Source organism: Erythrobacter litoralis (genome assembly GCF_001719165.1).
GTDB classification, from domain to species: domain Bacteria; phylum Pseudomonadota; class Alphaproteobacteria; order Sphingomonadales; family Sphingomonadaceae; genus Erythrobacter; species Erythrobacter litoralis.
In genome coordinates this window covers 649,062-671,745 of sequence record NZ_CP017057.1, presented here as the reverse complement: position 1 = coordinate 671,745, position 22,684 = coordinate 649,062, and the positions used below count along the sequence as shown (strand labels likewise).

Sequence of the window (22,684 nt, the reverse complement as noted above, 5' to 3'; positions counted from 1 at the left end):
ATAGTTTCAAATGAATGACACGGTGCGAGGCACTCTTCGGAACGAAATCGCGGGCTGAGGTCATGACCTCTAGTTGTGGCTACATCCCCTGGAACCGAAGCGTGATCGCGGTCTGACCTGCGACTTCGAAGAGGGCCGGCTTGAAACGCGGCGGCCCCATCAGGCGCGGATTGTTCGACATCGCCACCGCCTCCTTGGGCATGCCGATGAAATTCGTGTCGAGCTTGCCGTTGCCGTTCGCGTCGTGGAAAGCCGACACCGCATAGGTCCCGTCGGAGACCCCCTCGAAGGTCGCCGTCTTCGCGGTCGCGGGAAGGACGATGCGCTTCACCGGCTCGCCCTTTTCGCAATTGGGAAACTTCGCGTCCCGATCCCACAGGCATACGACGAGCGCGCCTTCCGGATCCTTCACTCCTTCGAGCGTGACGGCCACGTCGCCGGCCGAAACCGGGGCAGTGATACCGAAGAGGGCGAGCGCGATGAACGGGGGGCGCATGGGTCTTTCCTTTTGTAGATCCGGCGGAACAGATTGAGCCGTCAGGCTAAAGCGCACCGAGCCGGCGCGGCCCATAGAAAGCCCCACCCTTCCCGTGACTAGTATTCATGAGGCGCGGAGCGACGAGAGCGGGGCCGAGCCACCGACAATCGTGTTCGCCGCGGGCTTTGCGCCTCAGAAAGCGACACGCGCCTGGATCGTGAAGCTGCGCAGCGGGTCGGGCAGGTGAACCCGGTCCGCAGGCCCGAGCCCGATCGGAAAGGTCGGAAAGATCAGCGAAGACGTGCGCTCCTCGAACAGGTTGCGGACGAGAAGGGCAAGTTGCCAGCCACGATCGATATCGCCGAACCCGACCCTGATGTCGGTCTTGGAGAAGGCGTCCTGAACCGTCAGCGGATCACCGAATTCGCGGAACTGCACATCCGACTGGAAATTGAGCGTCGCATTGGCGAAGACCCTGAGCGTGTCGGAAACCGGCCTGTCGAAATCGGCCGCCACGTTCCCCGTCCATTCGGGCGCATTCTCAAGCGGATCGCCTGAACGGTCCTGCGCGCAGCCGCCCGGCGCGTTCGCATCCGGGTTGTCGACGGTGCATGGCCCGTTCGGAAAGCTGGTGTAGAACGCATCGAGATAGGCCACCGCCGCCGACAGGGTCAGGCCGTCGACAGGCGAGAAACCACCTTCGATCTCGACCCCGCGGGTGCGCGCCCCGGCGGCGTTCGAGGTGATGAATTCCGCCGTATCGATGTTGAGCGCAGACCGTTGCAGGTCGCTGTAATCGGTCGTGTAGGCGATCACGTTGAGGAACCCGCGAACCTCGGGGAATTGCGCCTTGATGCCGATTTCGAACAGGTCGGAAAATTCGGGTTCGAGAAAGAAGGTCGCTTCCGTCACGCCCTGGAACTCGGAGAACGCCCCGCCTTTCTCGCCGCGCGCATAGCGGACATAGGCCGTGAGATTGCGGTCGGGCGTCCAGTTCAGCGAAGCCGACGGCGCAAAGGAGCTTTCGGAGAATTCCCCATCGAGAAAGATCGGGGTGACACGGGGCAGCACTCCGGGCGGCGGTACGGGTGCGCCTGGGGGCACGATGAAGCTGGTGGTGGTGCCTTCGACTTCGGCCTCCTTGCTGATCCGGGTCCAGCGCAATCCCGCACCCAGCGAAAACTGGTCCGCAAAGCGCCAGTTCGCCTGGACGAAAGCGGAGAGCACGTCGGTCTGCTGGTCGAAGCGCCGCTCGACGATCTGGTCGGGCGTGCGCGGCGAGAAGGGCGGCGGAAAATCGAAGATCTGCGCCCGATCGACGAGCGATTCGCTCCATTCGTAATAGCCGCCGATGACGTAATCGAACGCGCCGTCAGTCGGGGACAGCAGCCGCACTTCCTGCGACCACTGGGTGAATTCCTCGGCGTTCTCGGCCACCAGCCGCGTCGGGCTCTGCCCCTGGATGTTGAAGGCCTGCGCGAAATCATAGCCCGAATAGCCGGTGATTGCGGTCAGGGTGTGATCGCCGAGTCCGATATCGATCTGGAGCACGCCGTTCAGCGCGTCGGCGTTGTCGCGCTCGGGCGACAGGGTGTCGTCCGAATTCTTGACGTAATCCGGACGCTCGCCCCCGCGTACGAGTTCGAAAGGCGATCCGATGATGTCGACTTCGGAATATTCGAGCTTGCCGAAGATCTCGACATTGTCCGCCGGTTCCCACAGCATCGAGACGCGCCCGACGAAATTTTCGGTCTGCGGCTCGGCCCGGTCGAGCGTCTCGTTGAAGAGCCAGCCGTTTTCGTCGGCATAGCGCGCGGCGATGCGGATCGCGAGGGTGTCGGTCAGCGGGCCATTGACGATCGCGGTCGTGTTCAGGCTTTCGGTGCGCACCTCGTATTCGGCGAAGGCTTCGGCCGAAAGCTCCTGCGTCGGGCGGGCCGTGGTGATCGAGATCGCGCCAGCGCCGGTGTTGCGTCCGAACAGCGCGCCCTGCGGTCCGCGCAGCACCTCCAGCCGCTCGATGTCGAGGAAGGGCTGGTTGTACTGGCGGTTGCGCCCGCCATAGATGCCATCGACGAACAGCGCGACCGACTGCTCGAAGGAGAAGCTGTTTCCGGTCGTGCCGATACCGCGGATCGTGATCTGCTTGTTCGCGGGCGTTTCATTGATGACGAGGTTGGGCACGCGCGCCGTGATGTCGTTGAAATCGTTGATGCCTGCGTTCTGGAGTTCAAGACCGGTCTTGGCGATGATCGAGATCGGCACGTCGATCAGGCGTTGCTCGCGCTTCTGGGCAGTAACGATGATCTCGTTGCCGGCGGCATCCGACTGCGGACCGGTTGCGGCGTCCTGCGCCATGGCCTCCTGCGCGATGACGGAAGTGCCGACCACCAGGCCGGTCGCGAAAAGCGAAAGTCTTTGCATCCTGTCTTCCCCCCTCGGGAGTTTACGGGGGATCGTGGTGGCCGTGGTCTCCCCAGGACCCGGTCGCCGTTCCCCCAAAGATGCAAACGTCCACGCACGCCGCCCCGGGCGGTAATCACTAATGCCGCCGCGGGCATGAAAAGAATTTACGTGAGGGCTCGGCCGGCCTGCGCGCCATGTCGCGCCGGTTATGGCACTGGCAGCGAAAATGACCTTCTCAGCGGGCCGGATCGCCAGCAAAATCAGGGCATCCGATCACCGGGAGGACCCACCGACATGATTTCCACCATCGTTCGCTTCAAACTCGCGCCGGGCGAAACCCACGAGGAGGCGCTGGAGGAAATCAAGAAGACGATACCGATCTATCAGGCGGCCGCACCGGCGCTTATCCGCAAGGCGATCCACCTCGATGCCGAGGCAGGGGTCGGGCGCAGCATCTATCTCTGGGCCGATCGCGCATCGGCCGAGGCGTTCTTCGCCCGGGCGAGCGAGATGATAAAGGCCAAGACCGGTCACGCGCCGGACGTCGAATATCTCGACTGCGACATAGTGGTCGACAACCAGTCAGGCGATGTAATCTTCAATTGATCGCGCTGCGACCGGCGCCCCTCACCCTCGTTCGCGAAGCGCTGCGAGAACGACGAGAGGCGTCGCCGCCCAGCCCACCAAAATGCCGTACACGATCTTGAACCAGAGCACGCGCGCATAGGACCAGTCCTCGATCCATATCGCGCTCAGGACGGCAACGCTGGCCGGGACGAACAGGACCGAAAGCAACACTGCGAGAACGATCCCGCGAAGTACCGGATGATGCGGCAAGGGAAGCGGGCCGCCGCTGCCGGGCGCGCCTGCGCGCGAGGTGCCGCGACGCCGCTTTCGAAAAATCAGCGTGAGCGCGATCGTCGTCATCAATGTCAGCATGAAGGTGGTGGGCACCAGATCGAAGGCGAGCCCGCTCATCCCCCACAGGGAAACGGTCGCCTGTCCTCCGAAAAGCAGCCATACGAAGGCCGCCGAAACAAGCGCGTTGGGCACGGTCGAAATCATCGTTTCGCGCATCACGATGGCGCGTTCGGATTCGACTGTAGGGGCGGAGTGCTGGCTGGCTTTCGGGTGCATGGCGCAAGGCTATTTGCGGCGGGACATGCCCCCTCATGCAAAACGCCGCGGCACCCCCGAAAAAAGGCTATGACCCTGCGCGGGCTTTCGCCGGCCAATGTCCGCTAGACCGCTTGCAGGCCGGCGATTGTCCCGCCCGCACACCGCGCGGGGCCTCGCTTGCGCGCCGCCGGGCACTGTCGGCGAGGGTCCATTTGCCCCGACCGATGCGGGATGCCCGCGAGCCGCTGATCAAGCGTGGGCGGGCACTGCGTTCAGCCCCTCCTCAGGCAAGTGACCTTGCCCGATTGCCCGGCCTAGTCATCGCCATGGACAAAGGCGGCCAGTGCGGCGGGGTTGCGGACCAGCAGCCGGTTGTAGCGTGTTTCGATCCAGCCTGCGGCGCGCAGCTCCCCCAATGCGGTATTGGCCAGGTTGCGCGAGACATTTGCCATCTCCGCGATCTGAGACTGGGTGACGCATATGCCGCTCTCACCGACCCGGCCGTCCATCGGATCGGGCGAGGCGATGCGCAGGATCACCGCGGCGATCCGGCGGTTCGACGAGGGGATAAGCAACTCGGCCGCAATACGCGTGGCCAGGTCGTGCCCCCACATCGCCAGGCGTCCGACATGGCGCAGGATGAGAGGACCGCGCTCCGCCATCTGGTCGATCGCGGCGCCGGACACCCGCACAAGCCGCGCGGGTTCGGCGGCGCGGAATTCCATATTCCGCGGCTCGCCCTTGAGCATCGGGCCGACCCCGAACCACGTCCCGGGGTTCATGATGTTGACCAGCCGCGGCGCGAGCAGCGGCGGCCCGATGGTGATCGCCAGCGTTCCGGTGACCAGGCCGTAAAAGCAGCGGCCCTCGTCCCCCTCCCGATAGACGGCCTCGCCGCGCTCGACAGTGATGGTCCGCGCGTTCGCCAGCCAGATCTTGCGGAACGGGGCCGGAAAGCCGGCGAGCCAGCCGATCTCGTGCAAGACCCGTTCTGGATCGTCCCCGTCAGCCATGTGCCCCGCTCCCCGTCAGCCATGTGCCCCGCCATGTCCCCCCTCATCCCGCCCAAGTGTATACTGGTTTGTCGAGAATCGGGCAATCTGCGCCATCCGCACGTGATATGTCGCCCTGACAACAGGAGGGACATCATCATGCGCACGGGTTTTCTGCTTTCCGCCGGTCTGGCGGTCGCTCTGTCGGGCTGTTCGGGACTCAGCGCCGGTGGAGACGACGATCCGGCGGGGGCCGACATGATCATTCACGGCGGTCCGATCCTGACCATGGCAAGCGCAGTCCCGACCTATGTCGAAGCAGTGGTGGTCGACGAGGGCAAGATCGTCTTTGTGGGCAAAGAAGCGGAAGCGATGAAGCTGAAGGTCGACGGCACTGAGCTGAAGGACCTCGAGGGAAAGGTGATGATGCCCGGCTTCATCGATCCCCACAGCCACTTCATCGACTCGCTCGTGCTCGGCGACCGCATCAATGTCTCGGCCCCGCCAGCCGGCCCGGCCGCGGATGTCGATGCGATCGTCGCCGAGCTGAAGAAGGGCGCGACAGCCAAGGGCCTGAAGCCGGGCGAACTGCTGCTCGGCTATGGCTATGACGAAAACCTGATGCCGGACGGAAAGGTGCTGAGCCGCGACATTCTCGACGCTGCCTTCCCCGACAATCCGGTCGGCATCGTGCATGTCTCGATGCACGGTGCGGTGATGAACTCCAAGGCGATGGAGAAATTCGGCTACACCGACGGCATGCCGACGCCCGAGGGAGGGGTCATCCTGCGCAAGGCTGACGGCAAGGCACTGCAGGGACTGGTGATGGAGGCGGCCTATATTCCGATGATCACCAAGCTGCCGATCCCGAGCGAAGCGGACGAGGTAGAGGCCGCGCGCAAGGGACAGATGATTTATGCCGCCGCAGGCGTCACCACCGCCCAAGAAGGCGCAACGCATGTCGCCCCACTGGCCCAGCTCAAGCGCATCGCCGAGAAGGGCGGCTTTTTCATCGACGTCGTGGCCTATCCCTTCGTCACGGATCTCGAAGCGATCCTGAAGGACAATGCGCCCGCCACGTTCGGCAGCTACACCAACCGTTTCAAGATCGGCGGCTGCAAGATTACCGCCGACGGGTCACCCCAGGGACGCACTGCCTGGTTCACCACGCCCTACCTGCAGGGCGGGCCGGCCGGTGAAGCCGATTACACCGGCGGCCCTGGCATCCCGACCGACTTGATGAAGAAGACGATGCGGTTCTGCTACGACAACAACCTGCAGGTGCTGCTGCACGCCAATGGCGATGCCGCCATCGATTACTTGATCAAGCTGCACCGCGAGGCGGCCGGTGACGATCCGGCGGGTGATCGCCGGACGGTATGCATCCATTGCCAGTTCATCAGGCCCGACCAGATCGCCGAATTCAGGGAGCTCAACCTGATCCCGGCGCTCTTCACCGATCACACCTTCTTCTTCGGCGACACCCATGTCGCCAATCGCGGCATCGAGCAGGCCGCCTTCATCAGCCCGATGAAGGCGGCGCTGGCGGCGGGTCTCAAGCCCACCAATCACACGGATGCCTTCGTGGTTCCGTTGAACCAGATGCTGACGGTTTGGACGGCGGTGAACCGTCCGCTGCGCTCGGGCGAGACGCTGGGCGCGGACCAGAGGATCACGCCCTATGAGGCGCTTCAGGCGATCACCGTCAACGCCGCCTACCAGTATCGTGAGGAAGCCACCAAGGGCAGCATCGCGCCCGGCAAGCTTGCCGATCTGGTCATACTTTCGGCCGATCCGCTCAAGGTCGACCCCATGGCAATCCGCGACATAACGATCGAGGAGACGATCAAGGAAGGCGAGACCATCTACGAGCGCACGTAGCCGGCTGGAGCGAACGGATTGCATCGGCCCCTGAACGCCGGATGATCGGTTTTGCCGCGCTTGTAGTCGCGGGGTCTCTCCGTAAATCCCCGATCGACGTAATGAACGCCGAGGCACCACCCATGGCCGCGATTACGAGAAATCTGCTCTTCAGGTTTCGGCTCCGAAGCGGAGATGTTGCCATCCTTCTCTAGGAAGGCCAATGGACTGGCGATGAAGGCGCTGTCCGATCCGATCAGGCTGATCCCGCTGCTTTTCCTCGGGGCGATCGCGATCGGGACAGTCATTCTCAGCCTGCCGGTGGCGACGGCCGACGGCAAGGGGGCGTCTCTCACAACCGCGCTCTTCACTGCGACATCGGCGGTGGCGGTGACGGGGCTGATCGTGGAGGATACGCCGACCTATTGGTCGCCCTTCGGGCAAGGGGCGATCCTCCTCATGTTCCAGATCGGCGGACTCGGCATCATGACCGCGGCGACGCTTCTGGGCCTTATGGCCGGGCGCGGCTTTGGTCTGCGCGACCGGATGGCGACCCATGTCGAACGCAGTCGGCTCAACCTGCTCGGAACGTCGTCGGTGCTCAAGCTGATCCTCGGCATCACCGTCACCGTCGAGGCAATCGTCGCCGTCATCCTCGCGCTCCGCTTTGCGCTAGCCTGGGATATGGCACCGCTCGAAGCCGCCTGGCACGGCTTGTTCCACGCAGTGAGCGCGTTCAACAATGCTGGCTTCTCGACCTTCAGCACAGGCCTTTCGGGCTTCACCGGCGATGCTCTGATCCTTGCGCCGATTGCGATCACGGTGATGATCTCGGCGCTCGGCTTTCCCGTCATGGAAGACTGGCGCGGGCACGGTTTCCGCTGGAGGCGCTGGACCCTCCATTCGAAGATGACGGTGACGGGTACGATCGGCCTGCTCGCCTTTGGCTTTCTCGCGCTGCTGGTGATGGAATGGAGCAACCCGGAAACGCTGGGGAGCCTTCCTGTGTGGGACAAGCTGGTCAACGCCGCGTTCCATTCGGTCATGCCGCGCACGGCCGGATTCAACAGCCTCGACCTGGGCTCCTTCCACGAGGAAAGCCTCGTCGTGAACTACGTCCTCATGTTCATCGGCGGTGGGAGCGCGGGGACCGCAGGGGGCATCAAGATCACGACCTTCATGGTCCTGATCGCCATCGTGCTGGCCGAAGTGCTCCGGCGTCGCGATGCCGCGATGTTCGGGCGGCGCTTCGGCCATGCGCTCGAACGCCAGGCGCTTACCGTCGCCTCGATCGCGCTCTTGCTGGTCCTCGCCGCGACGATGTTCATCACCTCGGTCACGCGTCTGCCTTTGCAGGACGTTCTGTTTGAGACGATCTCGGCCTTCGCCACCGTCGGCCTGTCGACCGGGATCACCGCCGATCTGCCGCCCTCGGCCCTGGTCGTTCTGGTGGTCCTGATGTTTGTCGGGCGCGTCGGCACGATCACTGCTGCCACCGCGCTCGCGCTCGATGCGCGCGATCTGCCCTATCGTTACCCCGAGGAGAATCCCATTGTCGGCTGAACGACGCCAACCCGTCATCGTCATCGGTCTCGGCCGCTTCGGCAGCGCGGTCGCCTGCACGCTGGAACGCATGGGCCACGAGGTGCTCGGTGTCGATACCGACCCCGATACCGTGCGCGCACACAAGGACGTGCTTACCCAGGCGGTCGAGGCGGACAGCACCGACACCGACACCTTGCGCAGCCTCGGCGCTGCGGAGTTCGAGACCGGTGTCGTCGCCATCGGCAGCGCGATCGAGGCAAGCCTTCTCACCGTCCTCGCGCTGGTTGATCTCGGGCTACCGAACATCTGGGCCAAGGCCAACACTGAGCGCCATGGCCGCATACTCGAGCGCACCGGGGCGCATCACGTCGTCTTTCCCGAACAGAAGATGGGCGAACGCGTCGCGCATCTCGTCAACGAACGCCTCCTCGACTTCATCAGCTTCGGGGACGAGTTCGCGATCGCGCGATTGAAGGCGCCCGAGCCGATCGTGGGCCTGCCGCTGATAACGAGCCAGTGCCGCAAAAAGCACGACGTGACTGTGGTCGGTGTCAAGCGTGCTGGCGAGGACTTCATCCACGCCGTGCCCGACACGATCATCTTCCCCGGCGACGAACTCGTGGTGTCGGGCCGCATCGAGAAAATCGAACGTTTCTCGGCCATCTGACAGCCAGCGACATGGCGGATCGCCGGAATGTCCTGCTCCAGCCAGTTTCGTTCATAAGCGACAACATGGCGTGCGCCGAACACCGGACGGGCGGACTGCAAGAAATGTTCGCCCAGACCTGCCTTTCAGCTGATGCCCCGGGAGCCGATCGACTATCTTATTGAAATGGCGCCACCAATGCCGATTTCGCGAACCGCAGAGGGCACGCGGCAGTTCGCGTCGCCCGAAGAAGCGCCATGCCGGACCGCACGCGGACACTCTCTGCCACAATTCCCGACGCGCGGCTCAGCCTTCGGATATGCGCCGGCAGACCGGGGTCTTGCGCTCTTCCTTGCAGATGCTCGGCACACCGCGTTCACGCCAGTAACTGACGAGACCGAGTTCCTCCGCAATGTCGGCGAAGCGTTCGGTGCTGCGCGCATCCTTCGCATTGGGCTGAAACAGGACGACCGAATTGTCGAATGCACCGCTGCGAGCCGCCTCCTCGGCAATCGTCAATGCCTGATCCGTCAGGTCGAGTTCCTGAAGAAAGTAATAGGCGATCCACGGCGGCAGGGCTTTGTCGGCCCGGACCGCAGCGGCGAAACGCTCCCGGCTGGTTGGACTGTCCTCGTCTATGGCTGCGGCGAAGCGGCGGAAGACCTCCTCGTTCCCGAACGGGAGATCGTCGAGAAAGACCTTCATCGCCGGTCCGTCACCCCGCTTGGCCATCGCCGCGAACTTCCCGAACCAGACGATCGGCGCACGCAGGCCAAGGCCGGACCAGATATAATCGAGCTGCGCCTCCGCCCCCTTAAGATCGCCCAGGTGCAGCGTGTTCATCGCTTTCTCGCTCAACACCGGCGGCGATTGCGGGGCGACCTCCAGCGCCCGCTCGGTCAGCGCGTCCACCTCCTCGAACATCCCGGCATTGCGGAAATGCCCCACAAACCAGATCAGCAGATCGGAATTGCGCGGATCGGCTTGCAGCGCCTCGCGGTAGAGCCGCTCGGCCTCCGCCCAGTCGCGCTTCCGGTAGGCCGCCGAAACCAGCAGGGTGCGAATGTCGGCGAGGTCCGGCTTCAGCGTGAGCGCGCGATTGGCGGCGCTGACCGCCTCGGCCGCGGCTCGCTCTTCCGAAATCGCGGGATCGTAGGTCGGATAGACGGCCCATGACCGGGCCAACCCGGCCCAGGCTTCCGCGAAGTTCTCGTCCCGTTCGACCGCCTGAGTGAAAAGCTTAATCGAACGCGCCACCGGTTCGCGGCCACGTTGCGAGTAGAGCGCAGTACCGCGCTCGAACAGGTCCACAGCCTCGCCGTCGGGGGAAAGATCGGCCTGCGCGCGCGGCACCATCGCGATCGTGCCAAGACCGATGACGATCGCCAGCACGAGCAGGGCAGCGACCAGGACACTTCGGCGTCCGAAAACCGAACCGGCAGCACCACCACGTTCCTCATCGGGTGCGCGACTTTCAAGCCATCGGTCGAGCTCACGGGCATAGGCGAATACGGTGCTGCGGGCATCGTGCTGCTGGCGGTGAACGGGCAATGCCTCGGTGGCTTCCCAACGACGCGCGCTGCGTTCGCTGACGCCCAGATGAGCAGCGATGCGCTTCCAGCCTATCAGCCTTGCTGCCTCGGCGTCTGTCACTCATCCTCCTATTGCCCGGTCGCTGCCTGCAAGGGGCGGCGGCAACAGCGGCCATCAGCGGACATCCGGCCGTTGCCGATCATGCCGACTGGCGGAACGGACGGCAAGGTGCTGACCTGCAAGCACCGTCAGCCAGCCAAGGAGCCATCCATGCTGCCCTTCCCACGCGCTCATTATTGGGTTCTCACCCTTCTGATCGCTACGTTCGCAGCGTTCTGGCCGAGCTACTTCATGGTCTTTACCGATGCATCTTTCGCGCATCACCTGCACGGCATTACCGCGACCTTGTGGATGGTCCTCATCATCACCCAGAGCTACACGATCCACAACGGGCACTTTCGTGCGCATGGCGTGGCCGGTCTTCTGAGCCTGCCGCTCATCCCCTTGTTCACCGCTGGCGGGCTGCTTGCCACGCAGGTGACGGTGGTAGAGGTGACGCCGTTCCGCGAGATGTTCGGATTGAACCTCGCATTCGCCGATCTTGTCGCATCGGTCTTCGTGCCGTTTTCGTTCTTCATGGCCCTGCGTCATCGCCGGACGCCCGACCTGCATGCGCGCTATCTTCTCGCCACCATCTTCCCGCTGATCGGGCCGGTCCTGTCCCGCCTGCTGGCCAGTTACGTCCCGGGGTTCAGGATCCGTGCCGCAGAGGAGCTATACAAGTTCGGCCATGCTGCCGATGCGAGCTTCCTGCTGACCGTCCTGGTCCTCGGGTGGCTTGTCATGCGCGATGCGCGGGCCGGAAAGCCGGTGCTGCCCTTCACGCTCGGCCTGATCGCGGTTCTTGGCATGTTCGCATACAAGCTTGTCGGCTTCACGGCCTGGTGGCAGCCGACCGCCGAAGCGCTCGCCAGCGTGCCCGCGTGGCTCGTTTTCGTCGCCGGGCTGGCGCTCGGCAGCGCCGCGAGCTCGTTCGGCTGGCGCCATCCCGCACCAAACGAGGACCTCGGCTTCACGCCCGGAGTGCAAACCGCGTGACTTCGCGGCCGCGCTCGCGTGTCTTCACGCAAGCGTTGAAAAGGCGATGTCTCCGTCGCATCGACGAAAGACCCACGCCTCACCGGCCCGCGCCGCCCGAACGGCGCCCCCCTTTCTTCCGGAAGATAGGAAACGCCTTCCGAATGATATTCGGTGCCCAGAGTGCTGCCCTCGACCCTTTCGGACGGTGCGAGTGCCGAAAGATCCCCTTGCCGAAGCCTCATTCCTTCCGCGGTTCCGATACTGATGGTCGGCGTGGGGGCCGGCAGCTTTTGCAGCGAAGGAGATCTTCCTCGTCTTGCGGGATACGGTCGCAATTGGCGAAGAAATCGCCGAAGTAGAGCTCGCCCCTATCCGTTCCCATGACGAAGCGGGTCGCACTGCGCCGCCCTTGCGCCGAAGGCGATTTAAAGGTTGTGACGGCGCGGTCTGCGAAGGGCTGCGCTTGCAGGGGGATGCCGGGAATCGTCGCCAGCGGGCCTGCGAACTGAATGGTCGCGCGGGATCGGTCCATCGAGGACGGGATCACGATCGCTTCGACCTCTGCGTGCCGGCGACATTGATACTGGTCATCGAGCGATGCAGGGGCAGGTGACGCGACGCAGGCGGCGATCAGGGACGACAGGCGCATCAGGATGCGTGCGAGACGCTTCTGACGGCCCACGCGCGAGGCACCGGGGGCGGGTTCTTCGTACCCTGCGTCCGCGATGCCGTGCGAGAACGGACGAGCGCGTCGGCCCTGCTCGCAGCCGCCCGCTGCGCATCGACCGGCTGCAGCCGCGCAAGCACCGGGCTCGCCCCGCGGCGCTGGCGCCGTGCGCGATTGGCCTCCCGCTGCGCTTCGCTCACCCGCGCCGCGCCTGGGCTCCCGTCCGCCGCGCGAGGTCGCGGACGCGCACGCGGTTGCCGTTATGATTTCTGGGGGCACCAGCAGGACCAAAGAGTGCCGCCGGGAACCGATGTATCCCGCAAAAACGGCCGAATTTCAGGGCTTCCGGGAATGTCTGGAAACAGATGCGTGGTGCGCGACGCAGTCCTGAGCGGACTGTGCTCTGGCGTTTTTTCCCTGCTTTGCAGGGAATTTGCAAAGAACCAAGCTGCTCCAGACACTTCTCACGCTATTGTCTCAAATGAAAACAGTCACTTGGAAGCTCATTTCCCTGGGAACCCGTGCAGGGAATTTATGGGAAAAGCAGGGAATTGGCTTCGCAGGAGCCTTTGGTCGGCAATGAACGGAAAATGAACATTCCAGGAACTTTCTGGCATCCGAACCTAGGCCGATTAAAAATCTGGCAGTAAAATCGAGTCGCACACCAACGATTGGGATGGCGACCGATGAATGACCTTCAGATTGAAACTCTTCCTCCTTCAGACCTGAAGTTGGACCCTGCGAACGCTCGCACTCACAGCGACAAGCAGATCGCACAGATTGCGACATCGATTGAGCGCTTCGGTTTCAACAACCCCATTCTCATAGACTCAAGCAGGAAGGTCGTAGCCGGTCACGGAAGGCTCAGGGCTGCTCGAATACTCGGTCTGGTTTCGGTCCCGACAATCAGGCTTGATCATCTCACCCCTGCCCAAGTCAGGGCCTATGCCATCGCAGATAACCGGCTGGCGGAACTCGCGGGTTGGGACCGGGAGATCCTCGCGATCGAACTTCAGGGACTGCTTGATACCGAGCTTGAATTCGAGATCACAGATATCGGTTTCGAGATGGCCGAGATAGATTTGTTGCTCGAGCCGGACGATCAAGATGATGCGATCGATGATCAGATCCCCGAGCCGCTCGCTGGTATGCCTCAGGCTAAACTCGGGGACCTCTGGCAGCTTGGCGATCATCTGCTCCTTTGTGGCGATGCACTCGATGAAGTTTCATATCGGCGACTGCTGCAGGATCGTAAGGCCAATGTCACGTTCACAGACCCGCCGTACAATGTGCCGGTCCAGGGACATGTCTCCGGACTAGGCAAGACCAGGCATCGCGAATTTGTGCAGGCCTCGGGGGAAATGTCTGACGCCCAGTTTCGCGAATTCCTCTCGAGGTCCTGTCAATTGATGAGCCGCTTCAGCGAACTCGGTGCTATCCAATTCGTATGCATGGACTGGCGGCATATCGAAAGCCTGATTGAGGCCGGCAAATCGACGAGGCTGGAGCTCAAGAATATCTGTGTCTGGGTAAAGCCCAATGGTGGCATGGGCAGCCTGTACCGATCCCGCCACGAGCTGGTCGCAGTGTTCAAATCGGGGAACGCAAGGCACCGAAACAACGTCCAGCTGGGCATGCATGGCCGCTACAGAACTAATGTGTGGGAATATGAAGGTGTAAACAGCTTCCAGCGCGGCCGCGACGAGAAGCTTGCAATGCACCCCACGGTCAAACCGGTTGCCATGGTAGCTGACGCAATACTGGATTGTTCCGCAAGGAAGGACATAGTGCTTGATCCCTTCTGTGGTTCGGGCAGCACCATCATCGCTGCAGAAAGAACTGGCCGGCGCTGCAGGGCGATCGAGCTCGACCCGATCTACGTCGATGTGTGCCTGAAACGCTTCTGGCAAGTGACCGGCAAGGTGCCCATCAACGTGGAGACCGGCAATCCATTCAACGTCGATGAAGCTTCCGAACCTTCTAACGCGACCGCGTGGACAAAGGGGGCTCTCCATGGCTGACAGTGATGAGAACAAGGGCGCATATGAGGTCGGTTATGGCAAACCGCCCAAGCACACCCGATTTCAGCCCGGTCGCTCGGGAAACCCCAGAGGCAAGCGCAAGGGAACCAAGGGCCTCAAGACACTCATGCAGGAGAACCTCCAGAAGAAGACGACGATCAAGATGGCTGGAGAAACGAGGAAGGTTGCAGTGACAGAAGCAATGATCATGCGCTTGATCGACCTCGCTCTTCGCGGTCCACCAAGTGTTGCCATGCAGGCATTCAAGGAGCTAGCAGACTTCTTTCAGCAGGATGACCTACCGCCTCCTGCAGACCTGACTGTCCTAACCGACGAAGAACTTGAAGATTTTACGAAATTGCTATCGAAGGTGCATGGCGTGGATTTCGACAGCGATCTCGATTGTCACCAGAGCTAGATGCCGTTGACTCTTACCCTACCAAATTCTCCAGATCTCAAGAGGCCTCTGTGCCACGAGAAATCAATCAGTAATTCTTTACAAATCCGGCCTACTCGAATTCAATACTTTCTGAGCCGACGGCAAGGTGCCCTGCGTCCTGAGGTAAACTGCTGCACATTCATGCCAGGAGATTTCAGATGCCAGATATTTCCAGTTTGTCCGATAAGCAGCTGACGAACCTCGAGAAGAACTATCTAGCGAACGGTGTTGAAGTGGGCGGGCCCTACAGCTTGGCCGAGGTCCGTCTGGAGAGTTTGAGACGGACGCCCAGCGCCCTTGATCCGGTGGCCGTAGCCAAGGCGATTGTCGAACTTGCGAGGGCCTCTGAGGACAATCTGACGACCTACGGAGAATTGTGGAACCGGATCAGCCCCGGCCAGCCATGGAAAGGCAACGCCACCCAGAAAGCCGTAGCCAATGCATTGACCAGGGTCGTAGCTTACTGCGTCACTCACAAGATGCCGATCATAACTGTGCTGGTTGTCCGTACCGATCAGCGCGACCTGTCGGAACTTGCGGTCGAGAATATCTGTCGCGAGGCGCAAGAGCTTGGCGTCGATACTGGCCCTGACCCAAAAGCATTCATCGAAGCACAAAGAGTGGCAGCCATGGCTCTGGCAGATTTTCCTCGCTCCGAGAGACCGGCAACCTGACCCGAACCGCATCCTGGGAAAATGAACAAACGGGGAGCACTTGCCCCGCATTGCAATAAGGCAGGACATCAAGGAACCGCCTCACGAACCAGCGTGTGAAGTGATTTTATGTTAAAAGGGGGTCGATCTCCCGATATCGCAGTCGCAGAGGATCGGCTGGAACGAGTTGTCAATTACGGCGGCCAATTCCCACGTTTCGATCAACCTGCATTTGCGACCACGACCTCGCTGCTTTTGTGCTGCTCCCTTACACCAAACTTCGCGAGAGTGTCATGATGGCTGTTGTTAGGAAGGTGGAAAGCGAACCCGAAAGTTGCATTGTGAGCTATCATGCCCGTCGCGGCGATCTCCTTATTCTTGTCGATTACCGGATAGATCAGCATCGCTCCCCTTCGCGGCTTCTTAAGGGCCTTTACGAGATCTCCTGCCTCGCCATCGGCCTTTCCGCCCGAGATATAGTTGGCGACTGGACGGTGTCTCGGCTCAGAGAATACCCCGTACCTAGTCGCGTCGACTCTTGCGCGGTGGGCAACTGAAAAGCTGTGGCCGCCTATATCGATGTTGCCTTGCGGTGACCGCACAAGCTGAGGAACGATGATGGCAATGTCATCGATTTCCGGGTCGATGATTCTGCCTTCGAGAAACTCGATCAATGCTCCCACCGGGCTTTGACTTGTTGATGGCCATTGCAGCGAGCGCAAGAGCTCGATGACGTAGGTCTTCGGAGATATAGCCACATATGCATCGAATGCACTGCCATCGAATTCCAGATTCCGCTTTCCTTCACCAAAGTCGCAAGTCTCGAGGAAATTTACAAAGCTTTCGAAGTTGTTCTTCTGACTGGATCCAATTTTTGGAGCGACGCCCTTCTCGAGGTATCTCCCACCAAGGTTCTCATACTCCAGTTTCGCATTGAACATCTTGTTCTTTGCAGTGGGGAGCAAGAGATGGCTGGAGACCAGCGGAGGAATCTGCTTCGGGGTGATCTTTTCGTCGAGTTTGGCATATCGCTCGAGTTCCTTGCGGAAGTCGATCTCGTCCAGCGACATGGCCGAAAAAGCTTCGTAGAGATTCAGGGTCTCTTTTCCGAAACTCTCATCCGTCCCAATATACAGCCTAACGAGGTCGTTGTAGCCGCTCCTGTACCCGAACCAGCGACCGAACTGCATCATAGTGTCGGCTACCGAAGAGGTGCGCCTGAAGTAGCTCACTGTTAGGCCCTCGATTGTATAACCCCTGGACAGTTTTGCACCCCCAATCACAATCTTCCAGACATTCTGAGCCTCGAAGTTTGGCTCGTCGTCCTTGTGGTCGCCGTTGAGAATTATGCAGGGGCCCCCGTCAGCGAAGACACGTGCGTAACATGTACCGATGTGTTTCCTGAGATCCTCAAAATCGGACGGGAACGGCAGGTCTGGAGCTTCCTTTTGACTGACAATTCGGACGTCGTTTTCGAACAAGTCCTTCAATCGCCTCAAGCCAGGGCCGGACCGATAACCCCCGTTGGCAATGGTATCATTGACAAGTTCTGCCACTTCGTCGTGGACGATTTTGAACGGTGAATGATGAACCAGCATGGTATGATGCCGGAATCGAAGTTCCTTGTCTTCTTGCTCTCTGTACAGTTTCAGCGCACCCGCGAGGAGATAGCTGTCGATGGCTTTGAGAAGATTTTCCTCCTTCTCGTCAGCGCCCTCTACCGATCTGATATATGGGTGGGTTTGAGGACTGAACTGCTCATCGCCATCGTCGACGTAGGACTTAAGAAACTCCTGCGGCCCCATGTAGCTGTCGGGTTTGGGCAGACTTAGAACATAGTCCTTCGGGAAGAGATCTTCAGCATCTGCCGGATTGATGAAGACGTTCGCGTACGGCGTTGCCGTGTATCCCACATATTGGGCTCTGGGCAGCAAACCCAGCAACTCGACAATTCTGCCGTTGGTCGCCGTCCGCTTTTGTCTTCCAGCCAGAGTTGGATGCAAGGTATTTATGGATGCCTGATCGGACTCGTCATCGATGATGAGAGCAGGAATGTCCTCCAATTTCGATTTGATCTTCTTCAGGTCTGAAATGACCTTCTTCATTATTGGTGGGCTCTTCTTGATAACAATCAGGCGAGCCTTGGAAGGGTGGAGGTTGTCTGGGTGGAAGAAGGGTTTGCCTAGGTCCCGTCGTTCAAACTCGAGTGCATCGATACCCCGTTTGAGTTCCTTGTAGTCGTACTTTGGGCCGGTCAGTCGCTGCCAGTCAAAGTAGCCCAATTCGGAAGGTCGCGCTCCATGCCTCAGGAACTTGTCCGTATCTGCGATGCCGTCATAGTCATCGTCGACCATCTCGAAACCGACCACATCCCGATCCAGACGAAATTGCGTCTGGTCTCTCAAGATGTTGATGGTTCCGCCAAGGACAATGATCAGCCGATATCCCGCGTCCGCAGCCCTAGCAATCACACCGGCGAAGTTTGATGTCTTGCCGCTCTGCACATAGCCCACCACTAGACCTTTTGTCTGATAGGCCTCCTTGCGGGTCGGGTCTGACAGCCTACTTACGATCTCTCTTGAAGCAATTTCCAGCGCCTTTGCGCTCTTCTCCGGGAAGTTCTGCCTCTCCGTAAGCTGCTCTAGATACTCGTCCATGTAGTAGCTATGGCCTGCTTCGATTTCTGTAGTGTACCACTGCTCATGTTCTTCGGCGATGATTGTCGGGTCCAGCAAGGGAGAGCACGGAAAGGCAGCATTGATTGCCTCGCAAAGACCTTCATCGATGCCCAGAACGCGATAAAGGACTCGCCTTCTCTGTTGGGAGCCCGCGATGGTGCCCTCCATCCAGTTCTGGTGGTCCAGATAATCCCAGTGATTGACAAACTTCCGGAATATCCTGGTCAGACGGTCATTCGCGCCTGCAGCGGCCAATAGCGGCTGCAGTTGGCTGACGGGGAACAAGCCGGCCTCAAGGCCGCGTGCCATGGCGTTGCCCGCGAGTGACTTTTCCAGAGATAGCGGAATCGGCTTCATTGACGCGAACGAAGCGTCAAGAAGATCCTCCCAATCGTTCAAACTGGGACCCGTTTCATTTGAGTTTTGCATGGATCTTCCCGTCGCTGACAGGGCTTCCCATCCCTGTGACATCTATAGAGTATTCAAGTCCCGTTATTCTGCCGTCCTTCTGATGGGCGGAGAGCAGCTCCAAGGATTTGGGAATAAGTCTGGGGAAGCTGTCATTTACCTCCATCAACGCCGGTTCGCTTCTCAACTGATACAGTGGACTACCTTCATCGACCCCATCTTCGATTTCCTTTGGCAACCACTTGGCCAGTTTCTCGTTGAAGGTTTGAAGCAGACTTTGATCTCCCAGGTGACCGCGGATTATCGATACCAAGGTTGTTACCGCCAAGGACTTGTCGTTCGGAGTTTCGACAAGCTGGATCGACAGCAGGAAGAGCTTTTTCCCCGGTGACTCCTGCAATTGATCGATCCTGGAAATCTTGTGCTCGCGACCGGCCGATCTTGTCGTCTTGACCTCCAGTTCCGCGTCATCAAATCTGTAATCGTGGGCGTCTTTCTTGGGCCCCATCCAGCATTTGACTGCATCCTCTCCGAATTCGTCGATCAGCTGCTTGAGAACCCAGAGTTCACCTATCAGTCCGACCCGGGATTCCTCGGTTATCGATCCCTCGCTGCTGAAAAGCCTGTTGAAGGACCCGATAGTATCCAGAAGTGCAGCGTATGCGGAAGCTCCGTCCACTACATTGTCGGCTACCGTCTTCGAAAAATTGAAGAACTCGACGAAAAGATCTTTGTCATCGACTTCGAGACGTAGGTATTGCTTTCCCCCATGCGTGACCCTCTGCACCATAACAAATTTGAATTTGGCTAGCTCCGGAGTGGGATCGTTGGGATGGAGGACCACATTGAGCACCATCATATCCCTTTTTGGATCTACCGAGAGAACCAGCTGCGAACCGGGGTCCAGCTGGTATGTAATCGGGCCTGATCCGGTGAGGTCAGCCGCCACTTGCGACCAGTCGAGAAGGGCGGTGACACCACTCATTGATCGGCATCTCCAACTGCGCTCAGTAGAATTTGATTGCAGGCATCAAGCCACTGCTGATGCCCCTTGGTTATTCGCTTCTTGTCAATGTCACCGGAAGCCAGAAGAAATAGCAGGGCCTTGACCAACGGGGCGTCGTTCGCGGAAGCCCTTTTACCGTTCAGGACTGCTCTTCGATATTCCTTGTTCAACAGGATCCGCTGGCGTTCTGGATCTACTTTGAAGAAGAGGCTCTTGGGCAGCTTTGCCCATGTGAACTCGACTTCCCTGTATGAACCAGATTCGTCCTTGAAGGCTTTTCTGGATTTTGAACGGACAGCTGGAGGAACTCCAGATCCGATGACTAGGGGGAAATCTGTCTCTTTGCTTCCGGCATCCCGGTAAGCGCTTTGTGCATCAGCCAGGTATTGAGTGAACTTCTTGTCCCCGGACTCCGACTTTCGCACCTCCTCAGGAAAGGTTCTTGGCACATCGATTTGCGACTTTTGTACGTTGACCGAGAAGGCGTGATCGTACTCGGGTGGTAGATCGACCTGTACACGTGCAAGACTCATGTGAGGCTCCGCCTGTGCGTTCAGAACCCAGTTCCAGCCTCCGGCCTGTATGAGCCTGTCGTTTCTGTAGAAGTAGAAACCTTGCCGTTCTGCAACTTTGCCTTTGCCGAGGCGAAAACCAGGGTCCCGCGACTTGGCCGGCCATATATGTGCCTTCATCGTCAGAGATCCGATGTCGCTGAGGTTGACGATGAACTCCTTCGGGTAGCCGGGAGAACCTGTTGCCTTGTAGCTGAACGGGTTGAGTGCAACCACCGGCGTTTCAATGCCGGTATCTCCAGTCACCTGAACAACTGCGCCGATCTTCAAATTCAGGCCTCGTTCGAGAAAGCGATGAAATACCAGCCCTAGGTGTTCGGAAAGCCGCGAAGAAGCATCACTTATGGCCTTATCGGGTTCTCCTGGAAGACGAGAAAAATCATACAGATCTTCCCAGACAATGATCGTGCCACAGTCATCGACATCCATCCCCAGCCAATCGGAAGACAGAACCTGACCGACCTCTGCAGGATCTATCTCCTCGCAATGCCAGTCGCTATCGATGGACGAATTGGTCCACCTCATTGCATGAACCTTCCCGCCCTGCCTCGTGATGGCAGTCATGGCAGAGCATTGGCTGATTGAAGCCAATTTCATACCCATGCCGAATTTGCCCAGATCTTCTCTGTCGTGAAGATTTTCCGACCCAAATTTCATAGCCGCAAGAAGTTCGTCCCGCGACATTCCATGGCCATCGTCGGCGACCATCAGTCCCGTTACAATTTTTTCGTTTCGCACAAAGCGGATCAGAATACTGTCCGCTTTCGCGTCGATTGAATTGTCGACCAGATCAGAAACGGCTTCCTCGAGGGAATAGCCGATGCGAGCCATTGCTTCGCGGGTCCTCTTCGGATCCGGCAACAGCTTGTGTCGCTTGATGCTTCTCGACTTTGAAAAAGAGAAACTGAAATTGATTGGCAAGAGACCCCCGGAAATTGCTTCGGAGAATGTCCCGTCACATCACCAAAATCAATGGCCGTATGCTAAAAATATAGAGAAGATATGCACTTGCAGCGAACGGCGAGCAGCGAGATTGATTAAGCAGCCTTCACCTGCCCGTTATCCTTCGACAACAGACGTCCGAGTACTTTTGCAATCTGCCTCGCGAGCAAGGGCGGGACCGCATTGCCGACCTGGACATATTGAGAGGTTCGGTTTCCGAGGAAAATATAGTCGTCCGGGAAACTCTGGAGCCGTGCCGCCTCACGCACTGTGAGGCTCCGGCACTGTGTGGGATCCGGATGGATGAAGTAATGGCCGTCCTTCGATATATGGCTGGTGATTGTCGATGAAGGCTTTGTCTCGACCTGAACTTTGAAGCGATCGGCGAACTTTCCCGTGCTCCAGCTTTGATGATCAGGAGCCAGCGCTTCGGGGAAGTCCCGGGACGACGGGGCACGCCCTTCGAGTTCGGCAAAGGTAGAACAGAAGGCGTAGCGGGCAAGATCGGAGCGCATATGCCCCCGCGTATCATGATTGGGTGGGCCCTTAAGGCGAGGATCACGGAGGCCACTTGCGTAATCAGAACCTGGTTTTGCGCCATAGTCCGCCGACGTTCGCCTCGCGTCGTTGCGGCCAAGTATCTCTTTCCCGTGTACCTCAAGTCGAGCGCGGAGTTTCGAGCAGCGTGGTGCTGCCTTTGCCGCTATAGAGAAGGCCTCGGCAACAGCCTCTTTCCAGAGTTCGAAGCTGTCTTCGCCACGGCTTAATCCGCTTCGCAGCGAAGGGAGGTCATTTAGCGCCTCGCCAACAGTCACGAATTCGTCCGACTTGGTGAGGCAGGCATTCGTGGAAGCGAAGCAGTCTGCAACATCAGTTCTGAGGCCCAGCAGGATGACGCGGTGCCTCGCCTGGGGGACGCCGTACTCCTCGGCCCGCAGAACATATCCGGCCTTGTCCGGATCGGGCGAAAGCGAGAAAAGTTCGTAGCTGCCCTTGCCCGCCGCGTTCATCAGGTCACGCCTGACTAGCTCGAAGATCTTGCCGCCGGAAAGGGAGGACGAGAGGATCCCCTTCACGTTCTCCATCACAAATGCGCGCGGCCGGACCTTCTCGAGGATGCGAATGTACTCTCGAAACAGAAAATGACGGTGGTCCTGTTCCGCAACATATTCGATGTTGCCAGCGTTTCTGGATCTTCCGGCCAGCGAATAAGCCTGACACGGCGGCCCCCCTATGACCACGAAGTTGTCCGTGTCATCTTCGAGAAGAGCATCCAGCCGTTTGTCGAGCTCCCGGTCATGTTCGGGATTTCCGAGCTCGAGCATGGCGGTTTCGTCTTCCGCTTTCGCCCAGGCCCCCTGATGTCGATTGATCAGCTCCTCTTCCGAGAGTTCACCATTGGCAAATCGGAAATAGTCGTCGCGACCGGAGTCGTTGAGATTACGGAAGAAGCTTCGAAGGCGAAGAGTTCGAAACGCCCCCGGATCCTTCTCTACAGAAAGCGCAACTTTGAATTGGGTATCGCCAGCCTCGCAGGTCGAGAAACCTTCTGCGAGGCCGCCGGGGCCGGCGAAGAGATCTATCGTGCGGAAGACCGAATTTGATGTCATGAGGGTTTCTTACCAGGTCTTTGCTCGGC

Annotated in this window: 18 protein-coding genes; 8 read left to right on the top strand and 10 right to left on the bottom strand. The window is 59.7% G+C overall.

Features of this window, described 5'->3' with window-relative positions; all coding sequences use genetic code 11:
* Positions 1-79: 79 nt before the first annotated feature.
* Both Ga0102493_RS03175 and Ga0102493_RS03170 read right to left on the bottom strand, forming a co-directional pair.
* Entirely contained in the window at positions 80-571 is a 492-nt protein-coding gene (locus tag Ga0102493_RS03175) for a DUF2141 domain-containing protein (protein WP_081845780.1), read from the bottom strand.
* Positions 572-670: 99 nt separating this feature from the next.
* Positions 671-2,902: a TonB-dependent receptor gene (locus Ga0102493_RS03170; RefSeq protein ID WP_034906342.1), complete on the bottom strand. Its 2,232-nt coding sequence runs from the start codon at positions 2,900-2,902 to the stop codon at positions 671-673.
* 276 nt (positions 2,903-3,178) lie between these two features.
* Here Ga0102493_RS03170 and Ga0102493_RS03165 point away from each other — a divergent pair, with 276 nt between their 5' ends.
* A complete protein-coding gene (locus tag Ga0102493_RS03165; protein WP_034906345.1) occupies positions 3,179-3,490 on the top strand; it encodes a hypothetical protein in 312 nt (103 codons plus the stop codon).
* Between the two features lie 21 nt (positions 3,491-3,511).
* Here Ga0102493_RS03165 and Ga0102493_RS03160 read toward each other — a convergent pair whose 3' ends face one another.
* A complete protein-coding gene (locus Ga0102493_RS03160; RefSeq protein WP_150132407.1) occupies positions 3,512-3,961 on the bottom strand; it encodes a hypothetical protein in 450 nt (149 codons plus the stop codon).
* A gap of 356 nt (positions 3,962-4,317) precedes the next feature.
* Entirely contained in the window at positions 4,318-5,016 is a 699-nt protein-coding gene (locus Ga0102493_RS03155) for a Crp/Fnr family transcriptional regulator (RefSeq protein ID WP_034906351.1), read from the bottom strand.
* Between the two features lie 138 nt (positions 5,017-5,154).
* Here Ga0102493_RS03155 and Ga0102493_RS03150 point away from each other — a divergent pair, with 138 nt between their 5' ends.
* From Ga0102493_RS03150 to Ga0102493_RS03140, 3 genes are all read left to right on the top strand, one after another.
* On the top strand, positions 5,155-6,876 hold the full coding sequence (locus Ga0102493_RS03150; protein WP_199796951.1) for an amidohydrolase: 1,722 nt from the start codon (positions 5,155-5,157) through the stop codon (positions 6,874-6,876).
* 213 nt (positions 6,877-7,089) lie between these two features.
* On the top strand, positions 7,090-8,418 hold the full coding sequence (locus Ga0102493_RS03145) for a TrkH family potassium uptake protein (RefSeq protein ID WP_034906354.1): 1,329 nt from the start codon (positions 7,090-7,092) through the stop codon (positions 8,416-8,418).
* Complete coding sequence (locus tag Ga0102493_RS03140; protein WP_034906357.1) at positions 8,408-9,067, top strand: potassium channel family protein; 660 nt, start codon at positions 8,408-8,410, stop codon at positions 9,065-9,067. The genes Ga0102493_RS03145 and Ga0102493_RS03140 overlap by 11 nt, the downstream gene beginning before the upstream one ends.
* A 285-nt stretch (positions 9,068-9,352) precedes the next feature.
* On the opposite strand, the gene Ga0102493_RS03135 is transcribed toward Ga0102493_RS03140, so the two are convergent.
* Positions 9,353-10,699, bottom strand: a complete 1,347-nt coding sequence (locus Ga0102493_RS03135) for a tetratricopeptide repeat protein (protein ID WP_034906359.1) — start codon at positions 10,697-10,699, stop codon at positions 9,353-9,355.
* A 150-nt stretch (positions 10,700-10,849) separates the two neighbouring features.
* Between Ga0102493_RS03135 and Ga0102493_RS03130 the strand changes: the two genes are divergently transcribed.
* Complete coding sequence (locus tag Ga0102493_RS03130; protein WP_034906361.1) at positions 10,850-11,677, top strand: hypothetical protein; 828 nt, start codon at positions 10,850-10,852, stop codon at positions 11,675-11,677.
* A 220-nt stretch (positions 11,678-11,897) separates the two neighbouring features.
* Here the strand turns inward: Ga0102493_RS03130 and Ga0102493_RS03125 are convergent, their stop codons facing one another.
* Positions 11,898-12,341, bottom strand: coding sequence for a hypothetical protein (locus Ga0102493_RS03125; protein ID WP_069297447.1), 444 nt, complete (start codon positions 12,339-12,341; stop codon positions 11,898-11,900).
* A 671-nt stretch (positions 12,342-13,012) separates the two neighbouring features.
* Here Ga0102493_RS03125 and Ga0102493_RS03120 point away from each other — a divergent pair.
* From Ga0102493_RS03120 to Ga0102493_RS03110, 3 genes are all read left to right on the top strand, one after another.
* Positions 13,013-14,347, top strand: coding sequence for a site-specific DNA-methyltransferase (locus tag Ga0102493_RS03120; RefSeq protein WP_034906365.1), 1,335 nt, complete (start codon positions 13,013-13,015; stop codon positions 14,345-14,347).
* The gene (locus tag Ga0102493_RS03115) at positions 14,340-14,765 is read left to right on the top strand and encodes a DUF5681 domain-containing protein (RefSeq protein WP_051698423.1); all 426 of its coding nucleotides are present in this window, start codon (positions 14,340-14,342) and stop codon (positions 14,763-14,765) included. The genes Ga0102493_RS03120 and Ga0102493_RS03115 overlap by 8 nt, the downstream gene beginning before the upstream one ends.
* A 179-nt stretch (positions 14,766-14,944) precedes the next feature.
* Positions 14,945-15,460: a hypothetical protein gene (locus tag Ga0102493_RS03110; protein WP_034906366.1), complete on the top strand. Its 516-nt coding sequence runs from the start codon at positions 14,945-14,947 to the stop codon at positions 15,458-15,460.
* A gap of 200 nt (positions 15,461-15,660) precedes the next feature.
* Here the strand turns inward: Ga0102493_RS03110 and Ga0102493_RS03105 are convergent, their stop codons facing one another.
* From Ga0102493_RS03105 to Ga0102493_RS03090, 4 genes are all read right to left on the bottom strand, one after another.
* Entirely contained in the window at positions 15,661-18,516 is a 2,856-nt protein-coding gene (locus Ga0102493_RS03105) for a Z1 domain-containing protein (protein ID WP_069297446.1), read from the bottom strand.
* A 13-nt stretch (positions 18,517-18,529) separates the two neighbouring features.
* Complete coding sequence (locus Ga0102493_RS03100; RefSeq protein ID WP_034906368.1) at positions 18,530-19,510, bottom strand: PD-(D/E)XK motif protein; 981 nt, start codon at positions 19,508-19,510, stop codon at positions 18,530-18,532.
* Positions 19,507-20,934 (bottom strand): ATP-binding protein, encoded by a 1,428-nt coding sequence (locus tag Ga0102493_RS03095; protein WP_034906370.1) that lies wholly within the window; start codon positions 20,932-20,934, stop codon positions 19,507-19,509. The genes Ga0102493_RS03100 and Ga0102493_RS03095 overlap by 4 nt, the downstream gene beginning before the upstream one ends.
* A 206-nt stretch (positions 20,935-21,140) precedes the next feature.
* A complete protein-coding gene (locus tag Ga0102493_RS03090; protein WP_034906373.1) occupies positions 21,141-22,655 on the bottom strand; it encodes a DNA cytosine methyltransferase in 1,515 nt (504 codons plus the stop codon).
* Positions 22,656-22,684 lie beyond the last annotated feature (29 nt).

Coding starts and splice junctions, on each gene's coding strand:
- Ga0102493_RS03175 (WP_081845780.1), bottom strand. CDS start 571: ATGGGCCGCGCCGGCTCGGTGCGCTTTAGCCTGACGGCTCAATCTGTT.
- Ga0102493_RS03170 (WP_034906342.1), bottom strand. CDS start 2,902: ATGCAAAGACTTTCGCTTTTCGCGACCGGCCTGGTGGTCGGCACTTCC.
- Ga0102493_RS03165 (WP_034906345.1), top strand. CDS start 3,179: ATGATTTCCACCATCGTTCGCTTCAAACTCGCGCCGGGCGAAACCCAC.
- Ga0102493_RS03160 (WP_150132407.1), bottom strand. CDS start 3,961: ATGCGCGAAACGATGATTTCGACCGTGCCCAACGCGCTTGTTTCGGCG.
- Ga0102493_RS03155 (WP_034906351.1), bottom strand. CDS start 5,016: ATGGCTGACGGGGACGATCCAGAACGGGTCTTGCACGAGATCGGCTGG.
- Ga0102493_RS03150 (WP_199796951.1), top strand. CDS start 5,155: ATGCGCACGGGTTTTCTGCTTTCCGCCGGTCTGGCGGTCGCTCTGTCG.
- Ga0102493_RS03145 (WP_034906354.1), top strand. CDS start 7,090: ATGAAGGCGCTGTCCGATCCGATCAGGCTGATCCCGCTGCTTTTCCTC.
- Ga0102493_RS03130 (WP_034906361.1), top strand. CDS start 10,850: ATGCTGCCCTTCCCACGCGCTCATTATTGGGTTCTCACCCTTCTGATC.
- Ga0102493_RS03120 (WP_034906365.1), top strand. CDS start 13,013: ATGAATGACCTTCAGATTGAAACTCTTCCTCCTTCAGACCTGAAGTTG.
- Ga0102493_RS03115 (WP_051698423.1), top strand. CDS start 14,340: ATGGCTGACAGTGATGAGAACAAGGGCGCATATGAGGTCGGTTATGGC.
- Ga0102493_RS03110 (WP_034906366.1), top strand. CDS start 14,945: ATGCCAGATATTTCCAGTTTGTCCGATAAGCAGCTGACGAACCTCGAG.
- Ga0102493_RS03100 (WP_034906368.1), bottom strand. CDS start 19,510: ATGAGTGGTGTCACCGCCCTTCTCGACTGGTCGCAAGTGGCGGCTGAC.
- Ga0102493_RS03095 (WP_034906370.1), bottom strand. CDS start 20,934: ATGGCTCGCATCGGCTATTCCCTCGAGGAAGCCGTTTCTGATCTGGTC.
- Ga0102493_RS03090 (WP_034906373.1), bottom strand. CDS start 22,655: ATGACATCAAATTCGGTCTTCCGCACGATAGATCTCTTCGCCGGCCCC.